The organism is Microbacterium sp. UBA1097, assembly GCF_002313585.1.
Lineage (GTDB): Bacteria > Actinomycetota > Actinomycetes > Actinomycetales > Microbacteriaceae > Microbacterium.
In genome coordinates, this window is record NZ_DCBW01000014.1 from 17,653 (window position 1) to 39,361 (window position 21,709).

The window sequence follows — 21,709 nt, forward strand, 5'->3', positions numbered from 1 at the left end:
CGCGCGCCGCGCTCAGGCGCCGTCGGTCTTGGCCGGCGGCAGGTCCTGCAGGTGCGAGCGGTCGTCGCCCGGGTCGCCGGTGCCCTTGTCCGTTCCTGACTCGGCATCACCGAAGTCGTGGTCTTCCCACTGGCCGTGCGTCTCGCCGTTCTCTGGAGTTTCGATCATCTCGTGGTCGTGTGCGTTTCCCATGAGACCACCCGAGCACTCGTGCGTCGGCGGTGCGAGGGTCTTGACAACGGCGGTCAGCGCGTGACGACGTTCGCGAAGGCTCCGTCGAATTCGGCCGCGATCATCTCGACGAGCTTGGTCGTTGCCGCCTCGCCTCCGGATGCGTGCGGGAGCTCTGGCCGCGTGCCGATAGCGCGGGCGCACTGCAGCGCCCACCACTGCACGCCTTCGGCAAGCAGCTGTTCGCCCAACAGGCGCAGTCGGCTGGCATCGGTGAGCGTCGGATGGACGGTCGTGCGCACCTCGTACTCCAGCGGCCGTTCGCTGCCCGCGCGCGCCCGTGCGGCATCCAGCAGGCGCCGCAGGGAGCGCCAGGCATGGATGCCGCTGCCGCGGCGCTGCGTCACGGTGGCGTAGTCGGCGGCGGATGCCTTGATGTCGAGGCCGACCCAGTCCAGTTGGGGAAGGACCGAGTCCAGTCGCGAGGGAAACGCGCCCCCGGTGTGCAGGCCGACGCGGATGCCGAGCCGTCGCGCCTCGTCGATGGCGGGGACCAGCGCGGTCTGCATCGTCGGTTCACCACCGGAGAAGACGACGCCGTCGAGCTGGGTGCGGCGCTCGTCGAGGAACGCGAGGACCTCGCGCCACGCGATCGTGCCGGTGCTGTGGGGGTCGATGAGGTCGGGGTTGTGACAGTAGACGCAGTCCCACGGGCACCCCTGAAGGAAGACCGTCGCGGCCAGGTGGTCGGGCCAGTCTGCCCCCGAGAATCTCGTGAGTCCGGCGATGCGCAGCTCGTCAGCTGTCTCTGACGCGAGCGCGTTCATTGTCGCGCCAGCGCCGGGGGCGCTGCATCCGGCTCGGCGGCTTCGCCCTGCTTGCCGATGTTGAACGAGGACACCGGCCGGAAGTAGCCCATGACGCGCGTCCACACCTCGCAGTCCCGACCGCAGCGCGGGCAGAGCGGGTGGTCGCCCGAGACGTATCCGTGTGCGGGGCAGATCGAGAAGGTGGGCGTGACAGTGAGGTAGGGGAGGCGGAACTGCTCGAGGGAACGCCGAACCAGGTTCTTGCAGACGGATGCCGACGCAACGGCTTCGCCGAGGTACAGGTGCAGCACGGTTCCGCCGGTGTAGAGCTGTTGCAGCGGCTCTTGGAGGCTCATCGCCTCGAACGGATCATCGGTGTAGCCGACGGGAAGCTGCGACGAGTTCGTGTAGTACGGGTGGTCGGCGGTGCCCGCGTGGCGGATGCCGTCGCCGCCGGCGCCCCGGGGAGCGCCGCTCTGCTCGCCGAAGCTGGCGATGTCCAGCCGCGCGAACCGGTAGGTCGCGCTTTCGGCGGGGGTCGCTTCGAGGTTGTACATGTGCCCCGTCTGTTCCTGGGCTTCGACCATGCGAGCCCGAACGTGCTCGAGCAGCCACGACGCCAACTCCATGCCCTCGGCATCCGTGATGTCGTGAGCGTCGAGGGTGAAGTTGCGGATGAACTCGTTGATGCCGTTGACGCCGATCGTTGAGAAGTGGTTGTCGAGCGTGCCGAGATAGCGCTTCGTGTACGGGAACAGGCCACCGTCGATGTGGCGGCCGATCTCTGCGCGCTTGGCTTCAAGGCTGTCGCGGGCGATGGCGATCAGCTCATCGAGTCGGTCGAGAACCCCCTGCCGGTCGCCGGGGTGGAGGTATCCGAGGCGGGCACAGTTGATCGTGACGACGCCGATCGATCCGGTCTGCTCGGCGGATCCGAAGAGCCCGTTTCCGCGCTTGAGGAGCTCGGTGAGGTCCAGCTGGAGCCTGCAGCACATCGAGCGGATCATGTGCGGGTCAAGGTCTGAGTTGATGAAGTTCTGGAAGTAGGGGAGTCCGTAGCGGGCTGTCATCGCGAAGAGGGCGTCGACGTTCGGGCCGTCCCAATCGAAGTCCTTCGTGATGTTGTAGGTCGGGATGGGGAACGTGAAGGCGCGACCGTCGGCATCCCCGTCGGCGTAGACCTCGATGAACGCGCGGTTGATCAGCGACATCTCCTCGGCGAGGTCTCCGTAGGTGAAGTCCTGCACGACGCCCCCGATCAGGGGCCGCTGGTCTGCGAGGTCGTCGGGGCACGTCCAGTCGAACGTCAGATTCGTGAAGGGCGTCTGCGTTCCCCAGCGGGAGGGGACGTTGAGGTTGAAGACCAGTTCTTGCACAGCCTGGAGCACCTGGTCGTACGAGAGCCCGTCGATGCGAACGAAAGGCGCGAGATACGTGTCGACGGAGCTGAACGCCTGTGCGCCCGCCCACTCGTTTTGCAGCGTGCCGAGGAAACTGACCATCTGACCGGTCGCTGCCGACAGGTGTCGTGGCGGCGCAGAGGAGATCCGGCCGGGGATGCCGTTGAAGCCCTGTTCCAGGAGGGTGCGGAGCGACCATCCCGCGCAGTATCCGGCGAACATATCGAGGTCATGGATGTGGATGTCGCCGTCGCGGTGCGCGGCTCCGGCCTCGGGGGAGTACACCTCATCGAGCCAGTAGTTCGCGATGATCTTGCCCGCGGTGTTGAGGATCATGCCGCCGAGCGAGTAGCCCTGGTTCGCGTTCGCGTTCACGCGCCAGTCCGACCGGGACAGGTATTCGTTGATCGTGTCTGACACGGCCACGGCTCGCGGTGAGGCGGCAGGGCGAGGTTTCATCGGCGGCTTCCTTCGGAGTGTGGGCGCGCGGTTCGGAGGGTTTCCCGGATCGCGGGAATGCCACTATATGCAGTGCTCGATCTCGAGCTCGACACAATATGTGGTGATCGACATGGTCAGACCACATGGCATCCTGCATCCTTGTGGCGGCGTACAGCATCGCGTGTCGGTCCCAGCGAAAACGCCACGGAGGAGTATCTGGCCAAAGCCCAACTGTTCGGTCGCGCCGTGTTGCGGGTGTTGAGCGCTGGATGGCGCAACAAGGCGCGACCGAAGTGTGAGGGGGTGGACTGGGATGGTGGAGCCCATCTCTTTCGGTCGCGCCGTGTTGCGGGTGGATTGCCGTGGATGTCGCAGTTTGGCGCGACCGAGTCCAGGGTGTCCGGACCTGGGTCACCGATGGGGGGACCTTGGCCCCTGACTGGAGGTATACCCCCGGGAGTACCTTCATGTCGGAGCCGCGAACCGTTGCGGCCCGAATGTGAAGGAGAGCGCCATGAAGATCGTCGTCGTCGGAGGAGTCGCTGGAGGGGCATCCGTTGCCGCGAGAGCTCGCCGTCTGGACGAGTCGGCCGAGATCGTGGTGCTCGAGCGGGGCGAGTACGTGTCGTTTGCGAACTGCGGTCTGCCGTACCACATCGGTGGTGTCATCGCCGATCGAAGTCGCCTCCTGCTGCAGACTCCCGAGAGCCTTCGCGAATCGCTCGACATCGACGTGCGCATCGGCCAGGACGTGGTTGAGCTCGACCGGGCCGCCCAGACGGTGACGGTGCGCGAGGTCGCGACAGGCCGCGAATACACCGAGTCCTATGACGCGCTCGCGCTGTGCCAGGGTGCCGATCCGCTGCAGCTTCCGCTGCCGGGGATCGATCTTCCCGGCATCCACACCCTGCGAAACGTCGCCGACATGGATGCCATTAAGTCGCGCCTCGACGAGGTCTTGGCCGCCGCAGCGTCCCGGGGACGGGCCGCGAAGACCGTCGTGATCGGCGCCGGGTACATCGGCATCGAGATGGCTGAGAACCTCATCCATCGCGGGGCTGAGGTCACCATCGTCGAGCTCGCCGACCAGATCCTCCCGCCGCTGGATAAGGACGTCTCGATTCCCGTCGAGCAGCACGCGCGGGGGCGCGGCGTCGAACTGCAGCTCGGCACCGCGGCCGCAGCCTTCACGCAGGCATCCGATGGGATGCTGCGCGTCGAACTCAACAACGGACAGTCGCTTCCGGCCGACCTCGTCGTGCTGTCTGCGGGCGTGCGCCCGAACGTGACCCTGGCCCGCGAGGCGGGGCTGGAGATCGGCGAGCGCGGCGGCATCGTCGTCGACACGCACATGCGCACCTCCGACCCGCACATCTGGGCGGCGGGCGACGCTGTCGAGACCGCGCACACCGTGCTGCGACCGGGAGAGCCCGCGCGGTGTGACAGGCTGAGATCGTGACGATCCAACCCCCCGCTCCCGGAGAGCCGCGCCGCCCGTCGGGCCCGCGCGATCCCGGTGACGCGTGGGTGATCGCGCCGACGGGGGAGCGCTACTGGGGTCGGTTCGGCGCAGCGGGTCTGCTCGCCGTGGATGCCGAGCGCGGCATCCTGTTGCAGCACCGCGTCGGCTGGAGCCACCACGGCGGAACCTGGGCGCTGCCCGGCGGTGCGCGACACGAGAACGAGGATGCCGGTGTGGCGGCGCTTCGCGAGGCTCGGGAGGAAGCCGCGGTGCCGCCGGATGCCGTGCGGCAGCGGTTCTGGAGCGTGCTCGATCTCGATATCTGGTCGTACACAACGGTGATCGCCGACGTCATCAAGCCGTTCGACCCGCAGATCGCGGATGCCGAGAGCGTCGCGCTCGAGTGGGTTCCCGTGGACGAGGTCGCCGATAGGCCGCTGCATCCGGCGTTCGCATCGGCATGGGAGCACCTTGGCCCGCTGCTGTCGGTGCGGCCGGCCGTTGTAATCGATGCGGCGAACGTCGTGGGTTCGGTGCCTGACGGATGGTGGCGCGACCGCGCCGGTGCTGCCGGCCGGCTCATTGACCGGGTCAGCGGTTGGCAGGCGCGGGGAGTGGACGCCAACGCGCTCGGGCTTCCGGGAGCGCACTGGTTCCCCGCCGTGGCGGTCGTGCTCGAGGGTCAGGCCAAAGGCGCGGCTCGACCCGCGGATGAGTCAGGCGCCGGCATCCGGGTCGTGCTGGCCCCCGGCGAGGGGGATGACGAGATCGTCGCCCAGACGCAGCGGCGCATCGGAGGTGGGGAGCAGGTGGTCGTCGTGACCAGTGACCGAGGACTCGCCGACCGTGTCAGCGACGCGGGCGCGCGGGTGGTCGGTGCAGGCTGGCTGCTCGATCAGCTCGACGCGCGCGCATAAGGCAGCGTTAGTCGGCGGACCGGCCGCGCAGCCGGTCGATATCGCGGCGCTCACGCTTGGTCGGCCTGCCCGCCCCGCGATCACGGACGGGAACGAAGGGTGTCTCTTCCCGCGACGGCAGGGCCGGGGTGCGATCGTCTACCGCGAGGGCTGCCGCCGGTGCACCGACGCGCTTGGTCAGGAGCTGCTTGACGACGAGGATGCGGTCGAAGCCTGCGATCCGGATGCGCAGCTCATCGCCGATCCGCACGGGTTGTGCGGCCTTCGCGCGATCGCCTCCGACGCGCACATGCCCCGCGCGGCATGCCGCGGTGGCTGCGGATCGGGTTTTGTAGACCCGGACTGCCCAGAGCCAGGCATCCACGCGCACGGAGTCGGTCACACCGTCGATTCTCTCGCGGCCCGCGCCGCGTGGGTCGCGATCACGGCGCCCACGGCGATGAGTCCCTGCCCGAGTGTGTAGGTGATCATGACGAGGGCGCTGCTTCCCGACGGCATGGAGTCTGGAAGAAACAGCCGGAACGCGAGCACCGTGTCGGAGATCAGGAAGAACGCGCCGCCCCACGCGATGGCGGGGTGGCACCGCGTCGAGAGCACGGCGGTTCCGCCGAGGACGAGGCCGTAGAGCGCGACCGCCACCGCGAGTCCGCCGAGAGTCGGCCAGAGGTACACGACCAGGACGACCCACCACACGGCGTAGACGGCAGACCACCACGGCACACGCCGAACCGCGAAGAACCGCCAGAACAAAACGATGTAGGCGACATGCGCGAGGCCGAAGCACAGGAGCATCGCCGGCAGCTCGTCATCGAGGAACGGGAAGAAGGTCGCGGCGCCGTCGCCGAGCCACGACAGCGCGAGAGCGACAAAAAGCAGCGTGTAGGGCGGACCCCACTGCGACCCGCGGCCACCCCAGAGCACAGCCACGGCAAGAAGCGGCATGAGTGCCAGCTTGGTGGGGCCGCTCACGGCATCCCACCCCGACAGCAGCGCCGTGACGTGCACGATCGACACCGCAACGTAGGGCAAGAACCCCCACCACCAGCGCGGGGAGAGGTCGGATGCGGCGACTCGGGTCGTAGCGGCATCAGCGGTCACAGACACTCCTTCGTGTTGGGAACCGCTCCCACCCTATTGCTGGTGAGTGCGCGAGAGGTAGCGCTTGCGGCCGAGTGATCGCGACAATGGACGGGGAGGGAGTCAGGATGGCGGAGTCGACGGTGACGGCGTGTCCGTCGTGTGGTGCGAAGAATCGGGTGCCGGCGGCGCGCACCGGCAAGGTCCGTTGCGCCTCGTGCCACGCGGATCTGCCCTGGCTTGTGGAGGCCGACGACGCTTCGTTCGACGCTGTCGTGGGTGATGCAACGCTTCCGGTGCTCGTTGATGTGTGGGCGCCGTGGTGCGGTCCGTGCCGGATGGTGTCGCCAATCGTCGAGCAGATGTCGCGGGAGTTCGCCGGCAAGCTCAAGGTCGTGAAGGTGAACTCGGATGAGTCGCCGCGCGTTTCGCAGCGTCACGGCATCCAGAGCATTCCGACTCTGCTGCTGTACCGGGACGGCGCGGAGCAGTCGCGGCAGATCGGCGCGCTTCCTGCGCCGCAGTTGCGCCAGTGGGTTGCCGGGCAGGTCGGTTAGAGGTTCGTATCCCCGGGTGCCTGGCGCGCGGGGATGAGGAGCGAGGCAAGAAGCGCCGCGACCGCGAGCACCGCGATCAGCCCGAACGCGAGTGCGTAGGACGCAGGATCCGGCTCGTCTCCGCTCGTGGCGAGCAGTGCCGCGCATCCTGCTGCCCCGAATGCGCCGCCGATCTGACGTGCGGCGATGTTGACGCCGCTGACGCTCGAGATCGTGTCGTCATCCGTGACGTCGACGAGCACGTTGACCAGGCCGGCCGAGCCCGTGGCGACGCCCGCACCGACGAGGACGGAGCCGGCGAGCAGAGTCGGCAGCGTATGAGCCCCGGCCGCGAGGATGATGCCACCGATGACCGTGGCCGCTGCGCCGAGAACCGCGGGTCCGCGCCTGCCGAGGCGTCGTCGCAGGATGCCTGACAGCGGCCCGACCGCCGCCATCGCCGCGGTCGCGGGTAGGAGCAGGAGCCCCGCGAGCGTGGCCGGTGTCAGCGGCCCCGCAGTGGCATCCCCGACTTCGATGAAGACCGGGAGGGCGACGAACGTGGCGAACAGGGCGGCGCCGAGGAACAGGGAGGTCACGTGCGAGGTCCAAAGCGCCCGGACACGGAGGTGCGAGACGCCCGCGGACTCTGACCGTCTGACCACTCGCCATGCCCACACGGAGATGACAGCTGCGCCGGCGGCCAGGCTCCCGACGGTGAGCGCGACCTCGGCGTCGGAGCGCGGGGCCTCGGTGACCGCGAAGAGCAGGATCGCCACACCGCCCGCGAGCAGCAGCGAGGACGCGAGGTGGAGCGGCTGGCGATCCGCGCGCGGGGCCTCGGCGAGACCGAATGTCATCACTCCGGCAACGGCGAGTAGTGCGAAGGGCAGCCATGCGAGAGCCTGCGTGCCGACACGGTCGACGAGGATGCCGGCGATGACGACCCCAAGTCCGGTCCCGGTCGCGAAGGTTCCCGTGAGCAGCCCGACGGCGAGCGGACGTTGCGCTTCGGGAACGACGCGGCGCGCCAGGGCGATCGCCAGCGGAAAGACTCCGCCGCCGAGGCCCTGCAGTGTTCGACCCGCGATCAACTCGCCCATCGAGCCGGCGAGGCCCGCGATCGCGAGGCCGACCATGACGACCGGTATCAGGATCAGCAGGACCAGCCGGGGTCCGAACGTGTCGCCGAACCGTCCGATCACGGGCGTCGTTGTCGCGGCGACGACGAGAACGATCGTGAGTGTCCAGCTCGACTCGGCAGCTGTCGTGCCGAACTGGTCAGCAGTGATCGCGAGGGTCGGCGCGACCATCGAGAGGGGGAGTGCTGCGCCCAGGGTTGCGATGACCAGGGTGACGAGGCTCACGGCGCCTCGGTGCGACATCCGTGCGCGCACAGGTTCGCTCTGGGCCATGCATCCACGCTACCGACGGATGCCGAACGCACCGGCGAGCTCGATTCTCGACTGGCCGCGGGACCGGCTAGGATAGGGGAGTTGTCCGCGCTTCGGCGCGGCTCCGGGATGTGGCGCAGCTTGGTAGCGCACTTGACTGGGGGTCAGGTGAGTTAGAGCGGCGCGGTGGCCTGAAAACTAAACAACGGGATGTGGCGCAGCTTGGTAGCGCACTTGACTGGGGGTCAAGGGGTCGCAGGTTCAAATCCTGTCATCCCGACAAAAAGCCCTGGTGAGAGGCAACTTTCACCAGGGCTTCGTCGTTTCTGGGGATGGTCACTGGCTGGTCCACTCGCTTGATCTGCTCGATCCGGTCGCCGTCGAAGTGGACCAATCCCGGTTCGCGTCGTCGCCCGCGAAGTGCACCAGAAGGTGCCCGTGGAGTGGACCAGAATCCGCGCAGGGCGATGCTCCGGCCCCTTTCGGGAGGGTCGGAGCGGGGTTCTGAAGCCGGTCACAGGCGGGGTCCGGTGCGGCGGGTGGTGTCCCTTCTGGTGGGGGTTGCGGAGAGGAACTGGTTGGCCTGTCGGGCTGCTTCGGCGAGGTGTCGGTGGTCGGGGTGCAGGTAGCCCTTGGTGGTCTCGATCGACTGGTGCCCGAGGATCTCCTGGAGGACGTGCAGGGCGATGCCGGCGTCGGCCATCCAGGTCGCTCCGGTGTGACGGAGGCCGTGTCGGGTGAGGTTGTCGAACCCGAGCTTTGCGACGAGGTCGTCCCAGTGGGTGGCGTCGCGGACGGTGGCGGTGGTGAGCACGCCACCACGCGGCCCGCGCAGGAGCGGGTCGTCGGGCTCCTTGCCGTTAGTGAGGCGTTCGAGGATGGGTTCGAGGGCGTCGAGCATCGGGACGGGGCGGTCTCTGCGGCCTTTGGTCTGTTTGATGACGAGGCCGCCTTTGCCGGGGTAGTGCTGTCGTCTGATCCACACGATCCGGTTGCCCCAGTCCACGTCCCCGGCCCGGAGCCCTGCGACCTCGGATCCGCGGGCGGCGAGGAGGGCTGCGAGCATGACGTGATCGGAATACGACTGGTGCACCTTCCCGCACGCGGTCGCGAGTCTCTGCAAGGTGGGAAGGTCCGGGAGGGCGTACTGGCGGAGTGCCCCTGTGGTGTGGGTGACGTGCTTGCCGAGGTTGCGGCGGGCGCGGTGCTTGGCGGGGTTGATCGAGATGATGTCGTCACGGACGGCCTCGTCGAGCACCCGGACCAGGGGTGCGATGGAGTTCTTGATGGTGGAGGCGGAGTGCTCTGCTTCCCAGCCATCGATGGTGCGGTCGATCATTCCGGCCGTGATCTTCGCGACCCGGATGTGTCCGAGCGCGGGCAGGACGCGGAGCCGGAGTCCGGTGTCGTACAGCTCGGCGGTGGAGGTGGGGTCCAAGCCTCGCTGCCACCTGTCGCCGATCGTGGCGGCGTAGTCGGCGAGGGTGACGGTGGTGTCGTTGCCGGTCTCGGTCGCGGCGCGCATCTGCTCGAAGAACTCCTCGACCTCCTCCGCGGTGCGAACGTGGGTCACTCGGCCGACGCGCTTCTTGGTCGAAGGGTCGGTCCACCTCACGCGGGCGCGGAACCCGTCGACGCGACGCTCGACGTCGGTGGTGAGCTTGACGCCAACCGGCGGCATCCGATGATTGCGGGGGTCAGCCATGCGCGGACTCCTGCTCGCGCACCCAGGCGCGCACGGTGACGGGGCTGTAGCGGTAGACACCGCCGACCTGCACGAACGGCGGCCCCACCTTCTCGCGACGCCACCGCGAGAGCGTGGCCTGGGAGACGCTCAGAAACTCGGCGGCGTCTTTCGGACACCACAACGGCTCGACCTCGCCGATGCCACGGTCAGGTGTCTGGCTCGTCATCGCCCGGCACCTCGCCGGTGTCCGGGTCGACCCCGAGACCGGCATAGAAGTCCTCCTCGGCCTGGCGTCGAGCGGTCACATCATCGAGGACGAACTGGATGAAGTCTCCGTCGCGATCGGTGATCGGCCGGTCATCGACGGGCGGGCCGGGCTCCTCGCCGGGCCAGCTCGTCTGCCGTGTGGGCCGGTCCTTGTCCAGGCGGCTGCCGCATGTCGCGGTCCAGTCGCGGAGTCTCTGGCGGGCGTCGGCGAAGTCACGGTGCCAGCCCAGGGGCGCGGAGCCGTTCTGCTCGGGGTCGTAGGCGCAGAGCCAGTGCAGGTGCAGGGCGGACAGCTCCCAGACGAGTTCCGGGTGACGATGCCACAACGGAGGGACCACCGCGGCGGGCAGGCCGTAGGTTCTGCGGAGCCAGTTGACCCACTGGTTGAGTTCCAGCCATTCAGCTTCGGCTTCCTCCGCGGCGAGGAGGTTCCAGTTGATCGGGTGTGGCGGCTCGACCTGCAGCTCGGACTCACGCTCACGGGCGTCGTCGATGTGTATCGGCGCGGGTTCGGGTTCGTCCGGTGCGGGGGCGTGGTCGATCGGTGCCATGACTCCTCTCCGTTCAGAGCCCGGGCGCCGAGGCTGCGGGGCTCGGTGAGGACCGTCGCGGTGCGTTGTCGTCGGTGACCCCTCGTGTCACCGAGGCAGCTGTCGCGTCGTGTTGCGGACTGCGGGTGGAACGGGGAACGCGGTCGACGTCGTAGAGCGTGCGCGCAATGTCATGGCCGATCCTCTTGGCGACGAACTCCTCGCCGGCCCGTCCGTCACGGTCATCCTCGAACGTGTGCGTGTAGCCTTCCGCGACGAAGCTGTCGCCCTTGGCGAACCGCTCATGGGCGCGCTCGGCCGTGGCGCGGTAGGCGACGAGGTCGTGGAACGTGGTCTCCAGCTCCGTGAACGACCCGTCCGACTCTTTCCGGTAGTGCTCCTGGCCGACCCTGGAGTAGAACCGTGCTTCGCCTCTCGACGTCTGGCTGAGTTGCGGTTCCGAAGCGATGAACCCCGAGAACGACTCCTGTGTGCGGATCGCCATGACGACCCTCCCTCCAAGCAATGGCGGCGACCCACTCCGGGACGCTCATGTCAATCAGGTGCGCTCGTGCCTTCCGCCGGGGGACACCGCAGTATCGCCTCGACGCGGTCGCGGTCGACGCGAAGCTGTCTCGCGTCGGGTCGGGTGGTCCAGGTGCGGAGCCTGGTGACGATGGGTGGCGCGGAGCGTAGGAGTACGAGTGCGGTGCCGAACGGGAGGGTGCGGATGGTGCCGGGTGGCATGATCGGGACGCGGCGGATGGATCGCTGCGCGGATCGGGTGCCGTGGTCGCCGATGGTGGTGGAGTCGGTGGTCTCGTCGCGTTCCCCGATGAGGGTGGTGAGGTCGTGGAGGTCGCGGCTGTTGGATGCTCCGCCGAGGATGATCTTGACGATCGACGCGTCCCAGATCGCGGAGGCGGCGTTCTCCGACCATTTCTCCCGCGCTTGGGCAAGCGATTGCAGCACGGGCATGGTCGTGATCCCGGTGCCGCCTCCCTCCGCCATCAACGTCGGCAGTGAGGGCAAAGGCGCGAGGTTCCCGACTTCGTCGAGGGCGAGGAGCACGGGTGGGTCCAGGCGTGCGCCGGGGCTGCGGGCGGCGAGGCGGCGGGCTGCTTCGACGAGGTCTTCCATGAACGCGGCGACCAGGGCGGCGGAGTTGTTCGCTCCGGTTCCTGTGGCGAGGAGGTAGAGGGTTCCTTTCGCGTGGAGGAACGCTTCCGGGTCGAATCCCTCACCCTCACCGGGGCTGACGGCGTCGAGGACGCGGGGGTCGGCGAGGGCGGCGAGGGCGAGGGACACGCCTTGCCAGATGGAGTCGCGGGTTCTGGGGTCGGATTCGATCATCGCCTGAAGCGAGTCGGCCCATCCGGTCGCGGCGCCGGGGTGGGTGGTGAGGATCGCGACGGCGTCGGCTGCTGCTGCGGGGTCGAGGGTCCACCGGAACAGTTCGGCGGGTGGCCGGTGGTCAAGGGCTGCGGCGTGGAGGAGGGCTTGGAGGGCGGTGCGGGTCTTGCCTTCCCAGAACCCTCCACCCTCGACACCGCCTGCGGAGAGGCCGGTGCCGGCGGCGAGGCCGGTGGCGCGAATCATCGCGGTCAGCGGGTCCTCGCATCCGCGGATCGGCGACCAGCGGAGCCCGGCGGGGATGCAGTCGGCGAGGTGCTGCGGGTCGAACACCGCGACCGGCCCGATGCGCTCTCGGGCGTGGAGTGTGGCGGTGAGGTTGTCGGGTCTGGTGCTGGTGGTGATGACGGCGCCGGGAGCGTCGAGGATCGTGTTGATGACGATGTGCGCGCCTTTCCCGGAGCGGGGCGGGCCGATCAGCAGGATGCTGTCTTCGACCGACGCCCACACCTCGCTCCCGCGAGAGGTGCCGATCCGGTACCCGACGTCCTCCGGTCGAGGGCGGGGGAGGGCGGGGCGCAGGTGGCGGGCGCGGCGCAGCAGCGCGGCGGCGGACGCGTGCCGGGTCACGTCGGCTCGGGTAGCGATCCCCGCGATCCGGTATGGGTCCGCCTTTGTCTGCCGGCCGTGGTCGCGCAGCGCCCGCCACACCGACCACCCGATAGCACCGGCGAGGGCGAGGAGTATGCCTGCGGTGACCCAGTACGCGACGGGGTGAAGGCCGGGGGCGTCGAGCGCGGCGGCCGGGTCCGCGGGGTTCAGCAGCACGACGAGCCCCGCGTCGATGCCTCCGGCGGGTTGCGGGATGCCGGTGGCCCAAGCGGCGATGGACCCTGCGGCGCGAAGGATACCAGCGAGGATCGCGGCGCCGATCAGGATGCCGATGCCGATGTTGGACAGCTCGTCCCCGAGAGAGGTGGCGTGACGCGGTGCGCTCATTGCGGGTGACCGACGGTGAAGGTTCCGGAGACCCGGCCCAACAGGATCACCTCGCCCGTGGGGCTCGCGGACAGCTGCGCACGGGTGAGGAGGCCGCGGGCGGTACCGTCCGGGGCGGCGTCGGAGTGGGCGATGATCACCGCGACAGCGACATCCTCACCGGGAACGAACCCCGCACCGTGCAGGACGGCCAGCTCGCCGACCGCCGGCACAGGCGCAGCCGCCTCCCGGACAAGCCCATCGGATGCTCCCGGTGGCGGCGGCAGTGGGGTGCGTTTGCGGGTGGGTGTGATGATGTCTGTGAACATGGCCCCGTCGGCTTCACGGACCTCCACCCGCAGCGGGGTCGCATGGCCGGCGGTGAGCTGGTCGAGGATCGTCGCGAATGACCCGCGCTGCCAGGGTGGCGCGAACGGCGCCGGGAGGAACGGGGCGCCGTCGACGGTGACGGTCATGGTGTCATCGCTGGTCACGGTCATCACGACCAGCGGCAGCACCACGGGCACTTCCACTCCGGTGGGCGTGTCGGTGTCGCGCCGGTATCGGGGGCGCGGCATCAGCAGCAACCCCTGCAGTCGATGGAGGGGCAGGCGGTGCGCGGCGGGGTGATCATGTCCGGCAGGTGCACCCGGCCCGTCGGCGCCCGGTCAGAGGGTCCACGCGAGCGGACTCGCGGCCGGTGCCGTGCGCGCCGGTGCGTCGGGCGGTGCGGGCGGGTCGGTGAGAGCGGCGATATCGCTCGCGCTGGAGATGACGGTCGCGATCTTCTCGTGCAAGAGCCGGTGGCATCCCGCGGATGCCGCGGAGGTGATCGGGCCGGGGACCGCGCCGACCGGTCGTCCGAGCGCGTGGGCTTCGGCCGCGGTGTGCAGCGACCCGGACCGGTACCCGGCTTCCACGACGATGGTCGCGGCGGAGATCGCGGCCAGCAGCCGGCCCCGCTGCAGAAACCTCCACCTCGTCGGCGCCGCACCCGGCGACAGCTCGGAGAGCACGGCACCTGACTCCGCGACCCGGGAGAGAAGCTCTTGGTGCCCGGCCGGGTAGTTGCGGTCCAGGCCGCCTGCGAGGACCGCGATGGTGGAGCCGGGGCGGGTGGTGAGCGCGGCGCCGTGCGCGGCGCCGTCGATCCCATACGCCCCACCAGACACCACCACCCGCGGCAACCCCGCCAGGTCGGTGGCGAACTCGGTGGCGACGTGCTCGCCGTATCCTGTCGCGGCGCGCGCACCGACGATCGTGACACGGGATCCCAGCGAACTGGTCAGCACCCCGATGTCGCCCTTGGCCCACAAGGCAAGCGGGGCGAGCACGCCGAGATCGGACAGCCCTTCGGGCCACCCGGCAGCGCCCGGGGTGAGGAGGCAGAGCCCGAGCCGGTCGGTGTGCTCCCGCACCCGGTCGACACCGCCGGCCGCCGGGAGCCGCGGGGCAAGGCGTCCCCGCCAGATGCCGCCCTCGACCGGGTCGACGACACCCGGCAGCGGCGTGTCGGAGGTGATCAGCCGGAGGGTCTCGGTGGCGCCGACGGCGGCGAGGAGTGTGCCGGTGATCCGGTCGCCGGGCTCGGATGCGATCGCGAGGGTCAGGCGTGCGTCGTCGGGGGTGTCGGGCATGGGGGCCTCCTGCGGGTGCTGTGCCTGAGAGGTGCACCCGCCCACCCCGCCAGCTGCGGCGGACGAGGTGGGAGGGCACGAACCGGCCAGGGTTCGCGCCCTCCCTGGGAAAGCTGACCGTGGTTGGGGTGCCGCCGGTCAGCGGTTTGTGGAGTCCATGAGGTCGTGGAAGTCCTGGTCCTCCTCACGGACGTAGCTGGTGCGTTCCCGGTGGAGCGCTAGGCGCCGCCCGAACCAGAGGGTGAGGAGCCCGGCAAGGGTGAAGACCCCTGCGCCGATCCCGACGGGCAGCAACCAGTCCCCACCGCCGGTCAGCGCGAGCCCGGGTGGCAACTCCGGGCTGCCGGGCGGGACGATCACCGGGGTGATCGTCGTGGTCTCATCGGGCGCCCCGCACAACCCATGGTGCAGCACCGTGCCGTCCGGGCCGTGCAGCGTCTCAACCCAGTAGTAGGTCCCGACCTGTTCGAACACCACATCCTCGGAGACGTACTCGCCTGGACCCATGACGGTCTGGGCGTCGGAGGTAAAGACGAGCTCTTCCGGGGTGCAGGTCGCCTTGTCGCTGTCCTGCCGGTACGCCTCGAACACCAGCGTCGTCCCGTCGGGGACGGTCCCGGTGACCTTCGCGGCGTCGTGCGCGGGCTCGCCGAGGGCGACCGTCGCGACCGCGGTCGTGGTGACCGTCAACGTCTCGGGCTGCTCGCTGATGACGGTGGTCTCGCCGGGTGCCCCGCAGGCGCCTTCCACGAGCACGCCCCCGGTGGCGTCGTACAGGGTCTCGACCCAGTACACGTTCCCCGCCGTTGTGACGGTCGTGGTCGGTGAGGTGTAGACGCCGGGCCGGGTGACCGGGATCGGGTCGGACTCGAAGAACGCCGTCTCGCACGCCGGGGTCTGGTCGGCGGGCTGGGGTCCGTAGGTGCGGAACACGAGCGAGGCGCCTTCGGGGATCGAGCCCTGGACGAGTGCAGTGTCCCCGAACGGCTCGCCGACGAGTGCCGCCGGGGTGGCCTGGGTGATGACCGTGACCGGTAGCTCGACCTCCGGGGTGGGTGGGACGTAGAAGCGTTCCAGCACGTCCGCCGGGGACGACTGGTAGGGCTGTACGCGGTCATCGCCCTCGAAGGTGGTGACCAGGACGTAGTAGCCGGGCTCGGTCGGGGTGATCCGATCCGCGTCGGTGTACCCAAGCCGCCAGACCCCGTTCCGAGCCGGCGTCGTGATCGAGGTCAGCACCGGGGCGCCGGTGAGGTCGAGGTCATCGGTGAGCCCGGTGTCGGTGGTGAACGGTCCGTACACGGTGTGCACGAGCTTGTCGAGATCGGCGTCCCAGTAGCCGTCGCCGGTGAACTCGCCGTGGTTGGTCGGGAACCCGGTGACCGTCACCGTGTCGAACGCCCGCCCAGCGGGGTGGACGTTGTACTCCCGCATCAGCGAGGTCGTGGTGATCGGCCAGCGGACGGAGGTCGTCTCCACCGGGATGCCATAGTCGTCGGTGAAATCGGCGGCGAGGTAGTCGCGCACCCACTCCGGCTGCGTGCTCTTTCGCACCTCCCAGACCCACGTCAGGAACCCGCCGGTTGGTGCGACAACCGCCGGCGACGTATAGACGCCGGGGCCGTCCGCCGTGACCGTCACCGCGCCCAGCGGCACCGCGCCGGCGGGCACGGCGCCGTCCCGGGCCGGGGGCAGGGTGCCGGGCACCTGATAGGCGGTGCCCTCGAACACGACGGGGATGAACGCCCCGTCGCGCCTGAGCCATGCCCCGTTCGAGCTGGACACGGTGATCGTGTCGGTCAGCGCGTCGCCAGGCACGGCAAGGTGCTGGTCAGCTTCTGAGACCGCGTGCGGCTGGAACGGCACCACCGAGGTCTCCGCGACCCTCCCGAACCTGTCGGTGAACGAATCCGTCAGATACTTGCCCGTCTCACCCTGCGCGTTCTTGTCGATCGCCCAGACCCAGGTGTAGAACCCCGACTCGGGGGCGGTGATCGTGCCCGGCGACGTGTAGGAGCCCGGCCCGGTCAGCACGACCTCCTCGGTGCCGGCGACCGGGGCGCCGGCCGGCGGGGCGTCGGACTCGACGGGGTGCTCATCGAACGGCCCATAGAGGGTGCCGACCGCGGTCACCTCGACCGGCTGACCGCCAACTCGGATCCAGATTCCTTCGGTCACCGTGACCGCCAGCTCGTCCACGAAGGCGTCGCCCTCGGCCACGAACCGGGAGGCGACCTGCGTGCCAACCTCGGGCTGGAAGTCCAGCTCGATCACCGGCGTCTGCGCCTGCGCGGACAGGCCGGTGGAGGAACCGGCGACCGCCGCGATGAGCCTTTGCGCGCCCGGCGTCGTGTAGAGGTCGACCGCTGCGCCGTACCCGGCGGCGGCCACGCTCATCGACGCCTCGATCCGGTACGAGGCAGCGCCGTCCGCCGGGGTGCCGGTGATGCCGTACTGCCCGGCACCGACCGTGCGGGAGGAACCTTCGCCTGCGAACACCGCGTCGGTGAGCGTCGCGGTGCCCTGCAGCGACGCGGGGTGCGCGGCGACGGTCAGAGTTCCGGCGTACTGGTCCGACATCGACAGGGCCAGGGTCAGCGACGGGTCAGTGACCGCGTTCACGCTGGCCTCCTGCCGCATCACCGCGAGGTTGCCGAGGATCGTGCCTCGCACCGCGGACGGGGCGCGGGCGACGTAGTAGTCATCGCCCGACATGCCGTGGCTGTTGTAGACGCCGGGGTCGGCGACCGACCACACGTACAGGGCGACTGCCGCGGTGATATTCGGATCGCCCGACTGCCCCCACCTGTCCAGGACGTAGTTCAGCTCCGCGAGCTGCTGCCGCGAAAGCGAGTCCAGCGAGCCCACAGTATGCGGCCCGGAGGTCTGGCCGAACGGGGCGGCGGCGCCGAGGTCGATGCAGTATGCCTGCCGCCCGTCGACATCCGTGCTGTACGCGCCGAGGAACCCGAGGCCTTCGTCGTATCCGGCGCCGTGGCTGCCGGCGTGCGCCGGGGAGGCGCCGAGGACGATCGAGCCGGCGGCGACGAGGAGGACAACCAGCAGCGGGGCGATGTGACGCCACAGGCTGCCCGGCGGGTGCGTCCGGCTCACGGGAGGGGATAGTGGCGATGCAGACATGAGCTGTCCTCCTGGCTCGGTGAACGGACGGCGAGAAAGCCGTCCAGCCAGCAGGTGCGCCCCGCCTCACCCGCCCGAGCGAGTCCTGAGCGCGCGGGGGTTCAGGATTCGTGAACCTGCGGGAGTTGCCCGTTCATGCGTCCGGTCGTGTCGAAAGCGGCGAGCTCGGCGGGGTGGAGCTGGTGCTGGACGACGAAGGAGCGGTCCTTGATGCGCCAGAGCCCTTGCCCCGTGCCGAGGCTCGGGAGGAGGTGTTGTTCGGTGCCGGTCAGCCCGAGGGCGAGCGCGGTGGAGCCGAGCTGATCGGCTTCCTGGCGGTAGACGATCCTGGTCTCCGCGTTCGCCAGCAGGGACGAGGCGAGCGCCCGCATCGCGGAGCCCTGATCGCCGACGTTGTCGATGTCGGAGAGCTTGTGGAAGATCAGCATGTTGGCGATCCCGAAGTGGCGGGCGAGCCTCCACTGGGCATCCATCCGTCTTAGCAGCGACGGGTAGGCCATCAAGCGCCAGGCCTCGTCGTAGATCACCCATCGCTGCCCGCCGGCGGGATCCGAGAGGGCCGATTCCATCCATGCCGAGGAGCAGGTCATCAGCACGGAGATGAGCGTCGAGTTCTCCGCGACGCGAGACAGGTCCAGGGACACCATCGGCAGCGACGGATCGAATCGCACTGTCGAGGGGCCGTCGAACAGGCCCTGCAAGTCCCCGGCGACCAGGCGCCGCAGGGCGTGGCCGACGAGGCGCCCGTCCGCTGCGAGCCGCCCGTCCTCGTCGTCTTCATCGCTGGGGTTCAGGATGCGGTCGACGACCATCGGCAGGATCGGCACCTCGGCATTGCGCACCGCGTCTCGCAGAGCGAGGTCGATGGCGGTGTGCTCCAGCGGCGAGAGTGATCGGTCCAGCACGGTCTCCGCGAGTGCGCCGATCAGGTCGCGGCGACGCGAGGCGACCTGGATCGCCCATGCGGCGTCCGACACTGCGGAGGGGCGGTGTCCTTCATCAAGGGGGTTAAGGCGGTTGCGGAGCCCGTGGCCAAGGATGATCGCCCGCCCGCCGACGGCCTCTGCGACCGCCGTGTGCTCACCCTTGGGGTCGCCGGGGACGTAGACGCGGCGACCGAACGGCAGCGACCGCGTGTACAGGGATTTCGCCAGGCTCGACTTGCCGGAACCGACGATCCCGGCGAGCACAACGTTGGGGGCGGTGATGAGGCCCCGCTGGTACAAGGTCCACGGGTCGTAGACGAAGCTGCCGCCCGAGTAGAGGTCCTGCCCGACGAACACCCCGTCAGAGCCAAGGCCGCCTTCGGCCAGGAACGGGTACTGCCCGGCGAGGGTTGCGGAGGTGTCCTGGTGCTTCGGGAGATGAAACCTGCCGGGCGTGCGGAGCGCCGCCGGCCCCGGTTCACCGCTGGCGGGCAGGTAGGTCGTTGCGCGACGCTCGGCCTGCTCCGCATCCCACTTGGCCTTCGCATCGTCCTTGCGCACCTGCCGGGCTTCGGTCTCGACCTGGGCGGCGGCTTTCTGGCGTGCCTTGCGGTGCCGGCGCCGCTCGCCCTGCGGGCCGACCAGGATGCTGGTGTGCAGCCGGCCCTCCTCCGGCCCGCTCACAGCGACAGGCCCTGGCCGGGCGATGTTGTGTGCGGGGCGCGAGCGAACCAGTCCGTCGCCTCCACACGTGCGGCACGGGCAGGTGCCCGTGCGACGCTACGGGCGAGGGACTGAGCGGTGTCGATGCCGAGGACCGCCGGGTCGGGCACGGCGTCGTACTCGCGCAGCAGCGAGACGTGCCCGAGGAACGGGCTGTAGGTCAGCGTGTAGACGTCTTTGGTCGCCATCCGGTCCAGTGCTCCGCGCGGCGGGTTGTCGTAGACGTAGCCGTTGGCGAGCGCGTCGCGCACGGTGTCCTCGCCGTAGTCGTACCCGGCCAGGTGCTCAATCGCAGCGTCGGTGCCTGCCGCGTGGATGAGGTCGAGCACTTTGTCGGCATGGGCGCCGTCGAGGAACGCGACGCTGATCCACCGTCGCACCGGTGTTTCGCTCGTCTCGGCGGGGTGCCAGGCGATGCGCCCCGAGTGCTGGGAGGCCGCATCCAGCCGGGCTTCGACCTGATCGAGCAGGGTACCGGCCTGGTGCAGCTCATCGGCGGCGGAGAGAGCAGCGGTTGCGCCGGCAGCCTGGCTTCCCGCGTCGTCGTAGGCGCGGGCGCGGTTGGCAGTGTGGGTCGTGGCGAGCTGATCGAGCACCTGCCGCAGTGACCGCACCCCGCCGAGCAGGTCGCCGATCACCGTGTAGGTGTCGGCCGGGTCGGTGAAGGCGCGGGAGGCGTGGGCGAGGCCTCGTAGCGCCTCATATGCCTCGGCGGCATCTTTGCGGGGGTCATCGAAGGTCGGCATGATCGGCTCCTCACAGTCGCGGGGGTTGGGCTGTCTGCCAGGTGCACGGGCTCAGACTGACCGGCACAGCGGCAGCGCTGCGGCGGCGAACGCGACCGCCTGCTGACCCACGAGCCTGCGCGTCTCGCAGGACGCTTGGATGGCGGCCTGCTCAACGGCGGCCACGGCGGCGTCGAGCTCGTCGACGGTTGGCGCGGACACGGAGATGAGGCCGGACACGCGCAGGACGCCGTGTCCGGCGGTTAGGTCGGCCTCCTGCTGGAGCACGTCATCGAGCTCGGCGGAGGCGGAGGCGTCCTCGACCTGCCCGATCTTCCTGCGTTGGGACGCGTCGGAGATGAGCTCGGTCTTCTTCCTCCGCAGGTCCCTGGCGGCCTGGTCCGCCCGGACGGGCGTGTAGTGCAAGGCCAGCGTTCGGAGGATGCCGTTGGACAGCACGAGCGGGGCGAGGAAGCCGGGGAAGACCTGCGAGCGAGGCCATTCGTTGATCCACAGCACCGCGTGGAACGCGGAGTCCGACCGTAACCTGTCCCAGGTCTCGGTGACCGCGACCGGGCCGGCGGTGGCGAGGTCACGGCCGAGCGCACCGTGACGCTCCAAGGCGGGCGCGGCGGCGGGGTCGTAGGCGGAACGCAAGATCACGGCGACCTCGCCGGGCGTGAGCCACCCGGTCGAGGTCAGCTCGGCCGCACGCAACGCGGTCGTCATGGTAGTCATCTCCTGACGGAGCACCACGGCAGCCCCTCGCATCCCGCCGCCGGAGGTTCTGATCTGCCGGGCGGCGGCTTTCATGTCCAGGGCGAGGCTGATGGTCGTCGCGTGTCGTTCCCCGGCGGGGCCAGCACGTTCGATCAGCTCGGCGTAGGTGGTCGCGGCCCAGGAACCGTCATTGGTGCCGTGGGTGCGCCACCACTCGGCAAGGCCAGAGCCGGAGTCCGGAAGGGTCCGCTCGGAGACCTGAATCCGGGCGATCCTGCCCGAACGGCAGGTAGCGGCCAGCACGCGGCCCCACCCGGAGACACGGCGCTGCTGCTCGCCCGGATCGAGGAGCACGAACGCCGGATGCGAGACGCCGAGGATCGCGGTGATCGTCTGGGCGTGCGGGTCGTGGATCATCGCCGCCCCGGTCTCGGGGTCCTCCCACTCCCGCAACGCCGCCGCATCACCGGGCAGGGCGAGGGTTCCGGCGGGGCGGGGCTTGATGATCCGGCGCCGGTAGATGAGCTGCCCGAGGTAGGTGCGGGCGACCCAGCGGGCGAGGATCGGCACCCACTCGATGATCTTCCGCCCGCCGGCGGGGATCACCGCCACGAGCGCCGCCGAACTCCAGAGGGGCGAGGTCCATGCCAGTCCCATCCCGCCGCCCGTGTAGAGGGAGGCGACGACGGCGAGGATCGCGACGCCGAGGACGACGAGCTGCGGCAAGGACAGGCCGAGCATGATCCCGCGCTTGGTGAGGCGGGAGAACTGCACCGGGGCGAGCGGGTAGTCGCTGTTGGTGTTCGTCGTCATCG

At 69.6% G+C, this 21,709-nt stretch carries 20 protein-coding genes and 1 tRNA gene; 4 read left to right on the forward strand and 17 right to left on the reverse strand.

Translation table 11 applies throughout. The annotated features are described in order from the left end of the window. Nucleotides 1-12: 12 nt before the first annotated feature. Genes B4F19_RS03900 through B4F19_RS03910 form a run of 3 tightly spaced genes read right to left on the reverse strand, consistent with a single transcriptional unit; the run spans nucleotide 13 to nucleotide 2,839 of the window. Nucleotides 13-192: a hypothetical protein gene (locus B4F19_RS03900; RefSeq protein WP_292732921.1), complete on the reverse strand. Its 180-nt coding sequence runs from the start codon at nucleotides 190-192 to the stop codon at nucleotides 13-15. A 53-nt stretch (nucleotides 193-245) separates the two neighbouring features. After that, the gene (locus tag B4F19_RS03905) at nucleotides 246-998 is read right to left on the reverse strand and encodes an anaerobic ribonucleoside-triphosphate reductase activating protein (RefSeq protein ID WP_292732923.1); all 753 of its coding nucleotides are present in this window, start codon (nucleotides 996-998) and stop codon (nucleotides 246-248) included. Further along, nucleotides 995-2,839 carry a ribonucleoside triphosphate reductase gene (locus tag B4F19_RS03910; protein ID WP_292732924.1) on the reverse strand — a complete coding sequence of 615 codons (1,845 nt, stop codon included), beginning with the start codon at nucleotides 2,837-2,839 and terminating at the stop codon, nucleotides 995-997. The genes B4F19_RS03905 and B4F19_RS03910 overlap by 4 nt, the downstream gene beginning before the upstream one ends. Before the next feature lie 496 nt (nucleotides 2,840-3,335). Between B4F19_RS03910 and B4F19_RS03915 the strand changes: the two genes are divergently transcribed. Together B4F19_RS03915 and B4F19_RS03920 are read left to right on the forward strand one after the other, a co-directional pair. Continuing rightward, nucleotides 3,336-4,280, forward strand: a complete 945-nt coding sequence (locus B4F19_RS03915; RefSeq protein WP_292732926.1) for an NAD(P)/FAD-dependent oxidoreductase — start codon at nucleotides 3,336-3,338, stop codon at nucleotides 4,278-4,280. Next, nucleotides 4,277-5,200 carry an NUDIX domain-containing protein gene (locus B4F19_RS03920; RefSeq protein ID WP_292732928.1) on the forward strand — a complete coding sequence of 308 codons (924 nt, stop codon included), beginning with the start codon at nucleotides 4,277-4,279 and terminating at the stop codon, nucleotides 5,198-5,200. The genes B4F19_RS03915 and B4F19_RS03920 overlap by 4 nt, the downstream gene beginning before the upstream one ends. 7 nt (nucleotides 5,201-5,207) lie before the next feature. Here the strand turns inward: B4F19_RS03920 and B4F19_RS03925 are convergent, their stop codons facing one another. Together B4F19_RS03925 and B4F19_RS03930 are read right to left on the reverse strand one after the other, a co-directional pair. After that, complete coding sequence (locus tag B4F19_RS03925) at nucleotides 5,208-5,582, reverse strand: RNA-binding S4 domain-containing protein (RefSeq protein ID WP_292732930.1); 375 nt, start codon at nucleotides 5,580-5,582, stop codon at nucleotides 5,208-5,210. Continuing rightward, on the reverse strand, nucleotides 5,579-6,298 hold the full coding sequence (locus tag B4F19_RS03930; protein WP_292727523.1) for a lysoplasmalogenase: 720 nt from the start codon (nucleotides 6,296-6,298) through the stop codon (nucleotides 5,579-5,581). The genes B4F19_RS03925 and B4F19_RS03930 overlap by 4 nt, the downstream gene beginning before the upstream one ends. A gap of 107 nt (nucleotides 6,299-6,405) precedes the next feature. Here B4F19_RS03930 and trxA point away from each other — a divergent pair, with 107 nt between their 5' ends. Continuing rightward, nucleotides 6,406-6,834 (forward strand): thioredoxin, encoded by a 429-nt coding sequence (trxA, locus tag B4F19_RS03935; RefSeq protein ID WP_292727521.1) that lies wholly within the window; start codon nucleotides 6,406-6,408, stop codon nucleotides 6,832-6,834. Here trxA and B4F19_RS03940 read toward each other — a convergent pair. Then, the gene (locus B4F19_RS03940) at nucleotides 6,831-8,228 is read right to left on the reverse strand and encodes an MFS transporter (RefSeq protein ID WP_292732931.1); all 1,398 of its coding nucleotides are present in this window, start codon (nucleotides 8,226-8,228) and stop codon (nucleotides 6,831-6,833) included. The genes trxA and B4F19_RS03940 overlap by 4 nt on opposite strands. 185 nt (nucleotides 8,229-8,413) lie before the next feature. Here B4F19_RS03940 and B4F19_RS03945 point away from each other — a divergent pair. Beyond that, nucleotides 8,414-8,487 (forward strand) — tRNA-Pro (locus B4F19_RS03945). Between the two features lie 234 nt (nucleotides 8,488-8,721). Here B4F19_RS03945 and B4F19_RS03950 read toward each other — a convergent pair. From B4F19_RS03950 to B4F19_RS04000, 11 genes are all read right to left on the reverse strand, one after another. Further along, the gene (locus tag B4F19_RS03950) at nucleotides 8,722-9,912 is read right to left on the reverse strand and encodes a tyrosine-type recombinase/integrase (protein WP_286793453.1); all 1,191 of its coding nucleotides are present in this window, start codon (nucleotides 9,910-9,912) and stop codon (nucleotides 8,722-8,724) included. Then, nucleotides 9,905-10,120: a helix-turn-helix domain-containing protein gene (locus B4F19_RS03955; RefSeq protein WP_286793454.1), complete on the reverse strand. Its 216-nt coding sequence runs from the start codon at nucleotides 10,118-10,120 to the stop codon at nucleotides 9,905-9,907. The genes B4F19_RS03950 and B4F19_RS03955 overlap by 8 nt, the downstream gene beginning before the upstream one ends. Further along, nucleotides 10,101-10,712: a hypothetical protein gene (locus B4F19_RS03960; protein WP_286793455.1), complete on the reverse strand. Its 612-nt coding sequence runs from the start codon at nucleotides 10,710-10,712 to the stop codon at nucleotides 10,101-10,103. The genes B4F19_RS03955 and B4F19_RS03960 overlap by 20 nt, the downstream gene beginning before the upstream one ends. Before the next feature lie 13 nt (nucleotides 10,713-10,725). Further along, complete coding sequence (locus B4F19_RS03965) at nucleotides 10,726-11,196, reverse strand: single-stranded DNA-binding protein (protein WP_286793456.1); 471 nt, start codon at nucleotides 11,194-11,196, stop codon at nucleotides 10,726-10,728. 50 nt (nucleotides 11,197-11,246) lie between these two features. Further along, nucleotides 11,247-13,043 (reverse strand): type IV secretory system conjugative DNA transfer family protein, encoded by a 1,797-nt coding sequence (locus tag B4F19_RS03970; protein WP_286793457.1) that lies wholly within the window; start codon nucleotides 13,041-13,043, stop codon nucleotides 11,247-11,249. Then, nucleotides 13,040-13,600 carry a hypothetical protein gene (locus B4F19_RS03975; protein ID WP_286793458.1) on the reverse strand — a complete coding sequence of 187 codons (561 nt, stop codon included), beginning with the start codon at nucleotides 13,598-13,600 and terminating at the stop codon, nucleotides 13,040-13,042. The genes B4F19_RS03970 and B4F19_RS03975 overlap by 4 nt, the downstream gene beginning before the upstream one ends. Before the next feature lie 90 nt (nucleotides 13,601-13,690). Then, the gene (locus tag B4F19_RS03980) at nucleotides 13,691-14,659 is read right to left on the reverse strand and encodes a DNA-processing protein DprA (protein ID WP_286793459.1); all 969 of its coding nucleotides are present in this window, start codon (nucleotides 14,657-14,659) and stop codon (nucleotides 13,691-13,693) included. Nucleotides 14,660-14,797: 138 nt separating this feature from the next. After that, on the reverse strand, nucleotides 14,798-17,773 hold the full coding sequence (locus tag B4F19_RS03985) for a hypothetical protein (protein WP_286793460.1): 2,976 nt from the start codon (nucleotides 17,771-17,773) through the stop codon (nucleotides 14,798-14,800). A gap of 128 nt (nucleotides 17,774-17,901) precedes the next feature. Further along, nucleotides 17,902-19,410: an ATP-binding protein gene (locus B4F19_RS03990; protein WP_286793461.1), complete on the reverse strand. Its 1,509-nt coding sequence runs from the start codon at nucleotides 19,408-19,410 to the stop codon at nucleotides 17,902-17,904. Beyond that, nucleotides 19,407-20,195, reverse strand: coding sequence for a hypothetical protein (locus B4F19_RS03995; RefSeq protein ID WP_286793462.1), 789 nt, complete (start codon nucleotides 20,193-20,195; stop codon nucleotides 19,407-19,409). Before B4F19_RS03995 ends, B4F19_RS03990 begins: the two co-directional genes overlap by 4 nt. A gap of 51 nt (nucleotides 20,196-20,246) precedes the next feature. Then, on the reverse strand, nucleotides 20,247-21,707 hold the full coding sequence (locus tag B4F19_RS04000) for an SCO6880 family protein (protein WP_286793463.1): 1,461 nt from the start codon (nucleotides 21,705-21,707) through the stop codon (nucleotides 20,247-20,249). Nucleotides 21,708-21,709 lie beyond the last annotated feature (2 nt).

Coding starts and splice junctions, on each gene's coding strand:
- B4F19_RS03940 (WP_292732931.1), bottom strand. CDS start 8,228: ATGGCCCAGAGCGAACCTGTGCGCGCACGGATGTCGCACCGAGGCGCC.
- trxA (WP_292727521.1), top strand. CDS start 6,406: ATGGCGGAGTCGACGGTGACGGCGTGTCCGTCGTGTGGTGCGAAGAAT.
- B4F19_RS03970 (WP_286793457.1), bottom strand. CDS start 13,043: ATGAGCGCACCGCGTCACGCCACCTCTCTCGGGGACGAGCTGTCCAAC.
- B4F19_RS03950 (WP_286793453.1), bottom strand. CDS start 9,912: ATGGCTGACCCCCGCAATCATCGGATGCCGCCGGTTGGCGTCAAGCTC.
- B4F19_RS03915 (WP_292732926.1), top strand. CDS start 3,336: ATGAAGATCGTCGTCGTCGGAGGAGTCGCTGGAGGGGCATCCGTTGCC.
- B4F19_RS03910 (WP_292732924.1), bottom strand. CDS start 2,839: ATGAAACCTCGCCCTGCCGCCTCACCGCGAGCCGTGGCCGTGTCAGAC.
- B4F19_RS03975 (WP_286793458.1), bottom strand. CDS start 13,600: ATGCCGCGCCCCCGATACCGGCGCGACACCGACACGCCCACCGGAGTG.
- B4F19_RS03965 (WP_286793456.1), bottom strand. CDS start 11,196: ATGGCGATCCGCACACAGGAGTCGTTCTCGGGGTTCATCGCTTCGGAA.
- B4F19_RS03905 (WP_292732923.1), bottom strand. CDS start 998: ATGAACGCGCTCGCGTCAGAGACAGCTGACGAGCTGCGCATCGCCGGA.
- B4F19_RS04000 (WP_286793463.1), bottom strand. CDS start 21,707: ATGACGACGAACACCAACAGCGACTACCCGCTCGCCCCGGTGCAGTTC.
- B4F19_RS03980 (WP_286793459.1), bottom strand. CDS start 14,659: ATGCCCGACACCCCCGACGACGCACGCCTGACCCTCGCGATCGCATCC.
- B4F19_RS03960 (WP_286793455.1), bottom strand. CDS start 10,712: ATGGCACCGATCGACCACGCCCCCGCACCGGACGAACCCGAACCCGCG.
- B4F19_RS03955 (WP_286793454.1), bottom strand. CDS start 10,120: ATGACGAGCCAGACACCTGACCGTGGCATCGGCGAGGTCGAGCCGTTG.
- B4F19_RS03900 (WP_292732921.1), bottom strand. CDS start 192: ATGGGAAACGCACACGACCACGAGATGATCGAAACTCCAGAGAACGGC.
- B4F19_RS03995 (WP_286793462.1), bottom strand. CDS start 20,195: ATGCCGACCTTCGATGACCCCCGCAAAGATGCCGCCGAGGCATATGAG.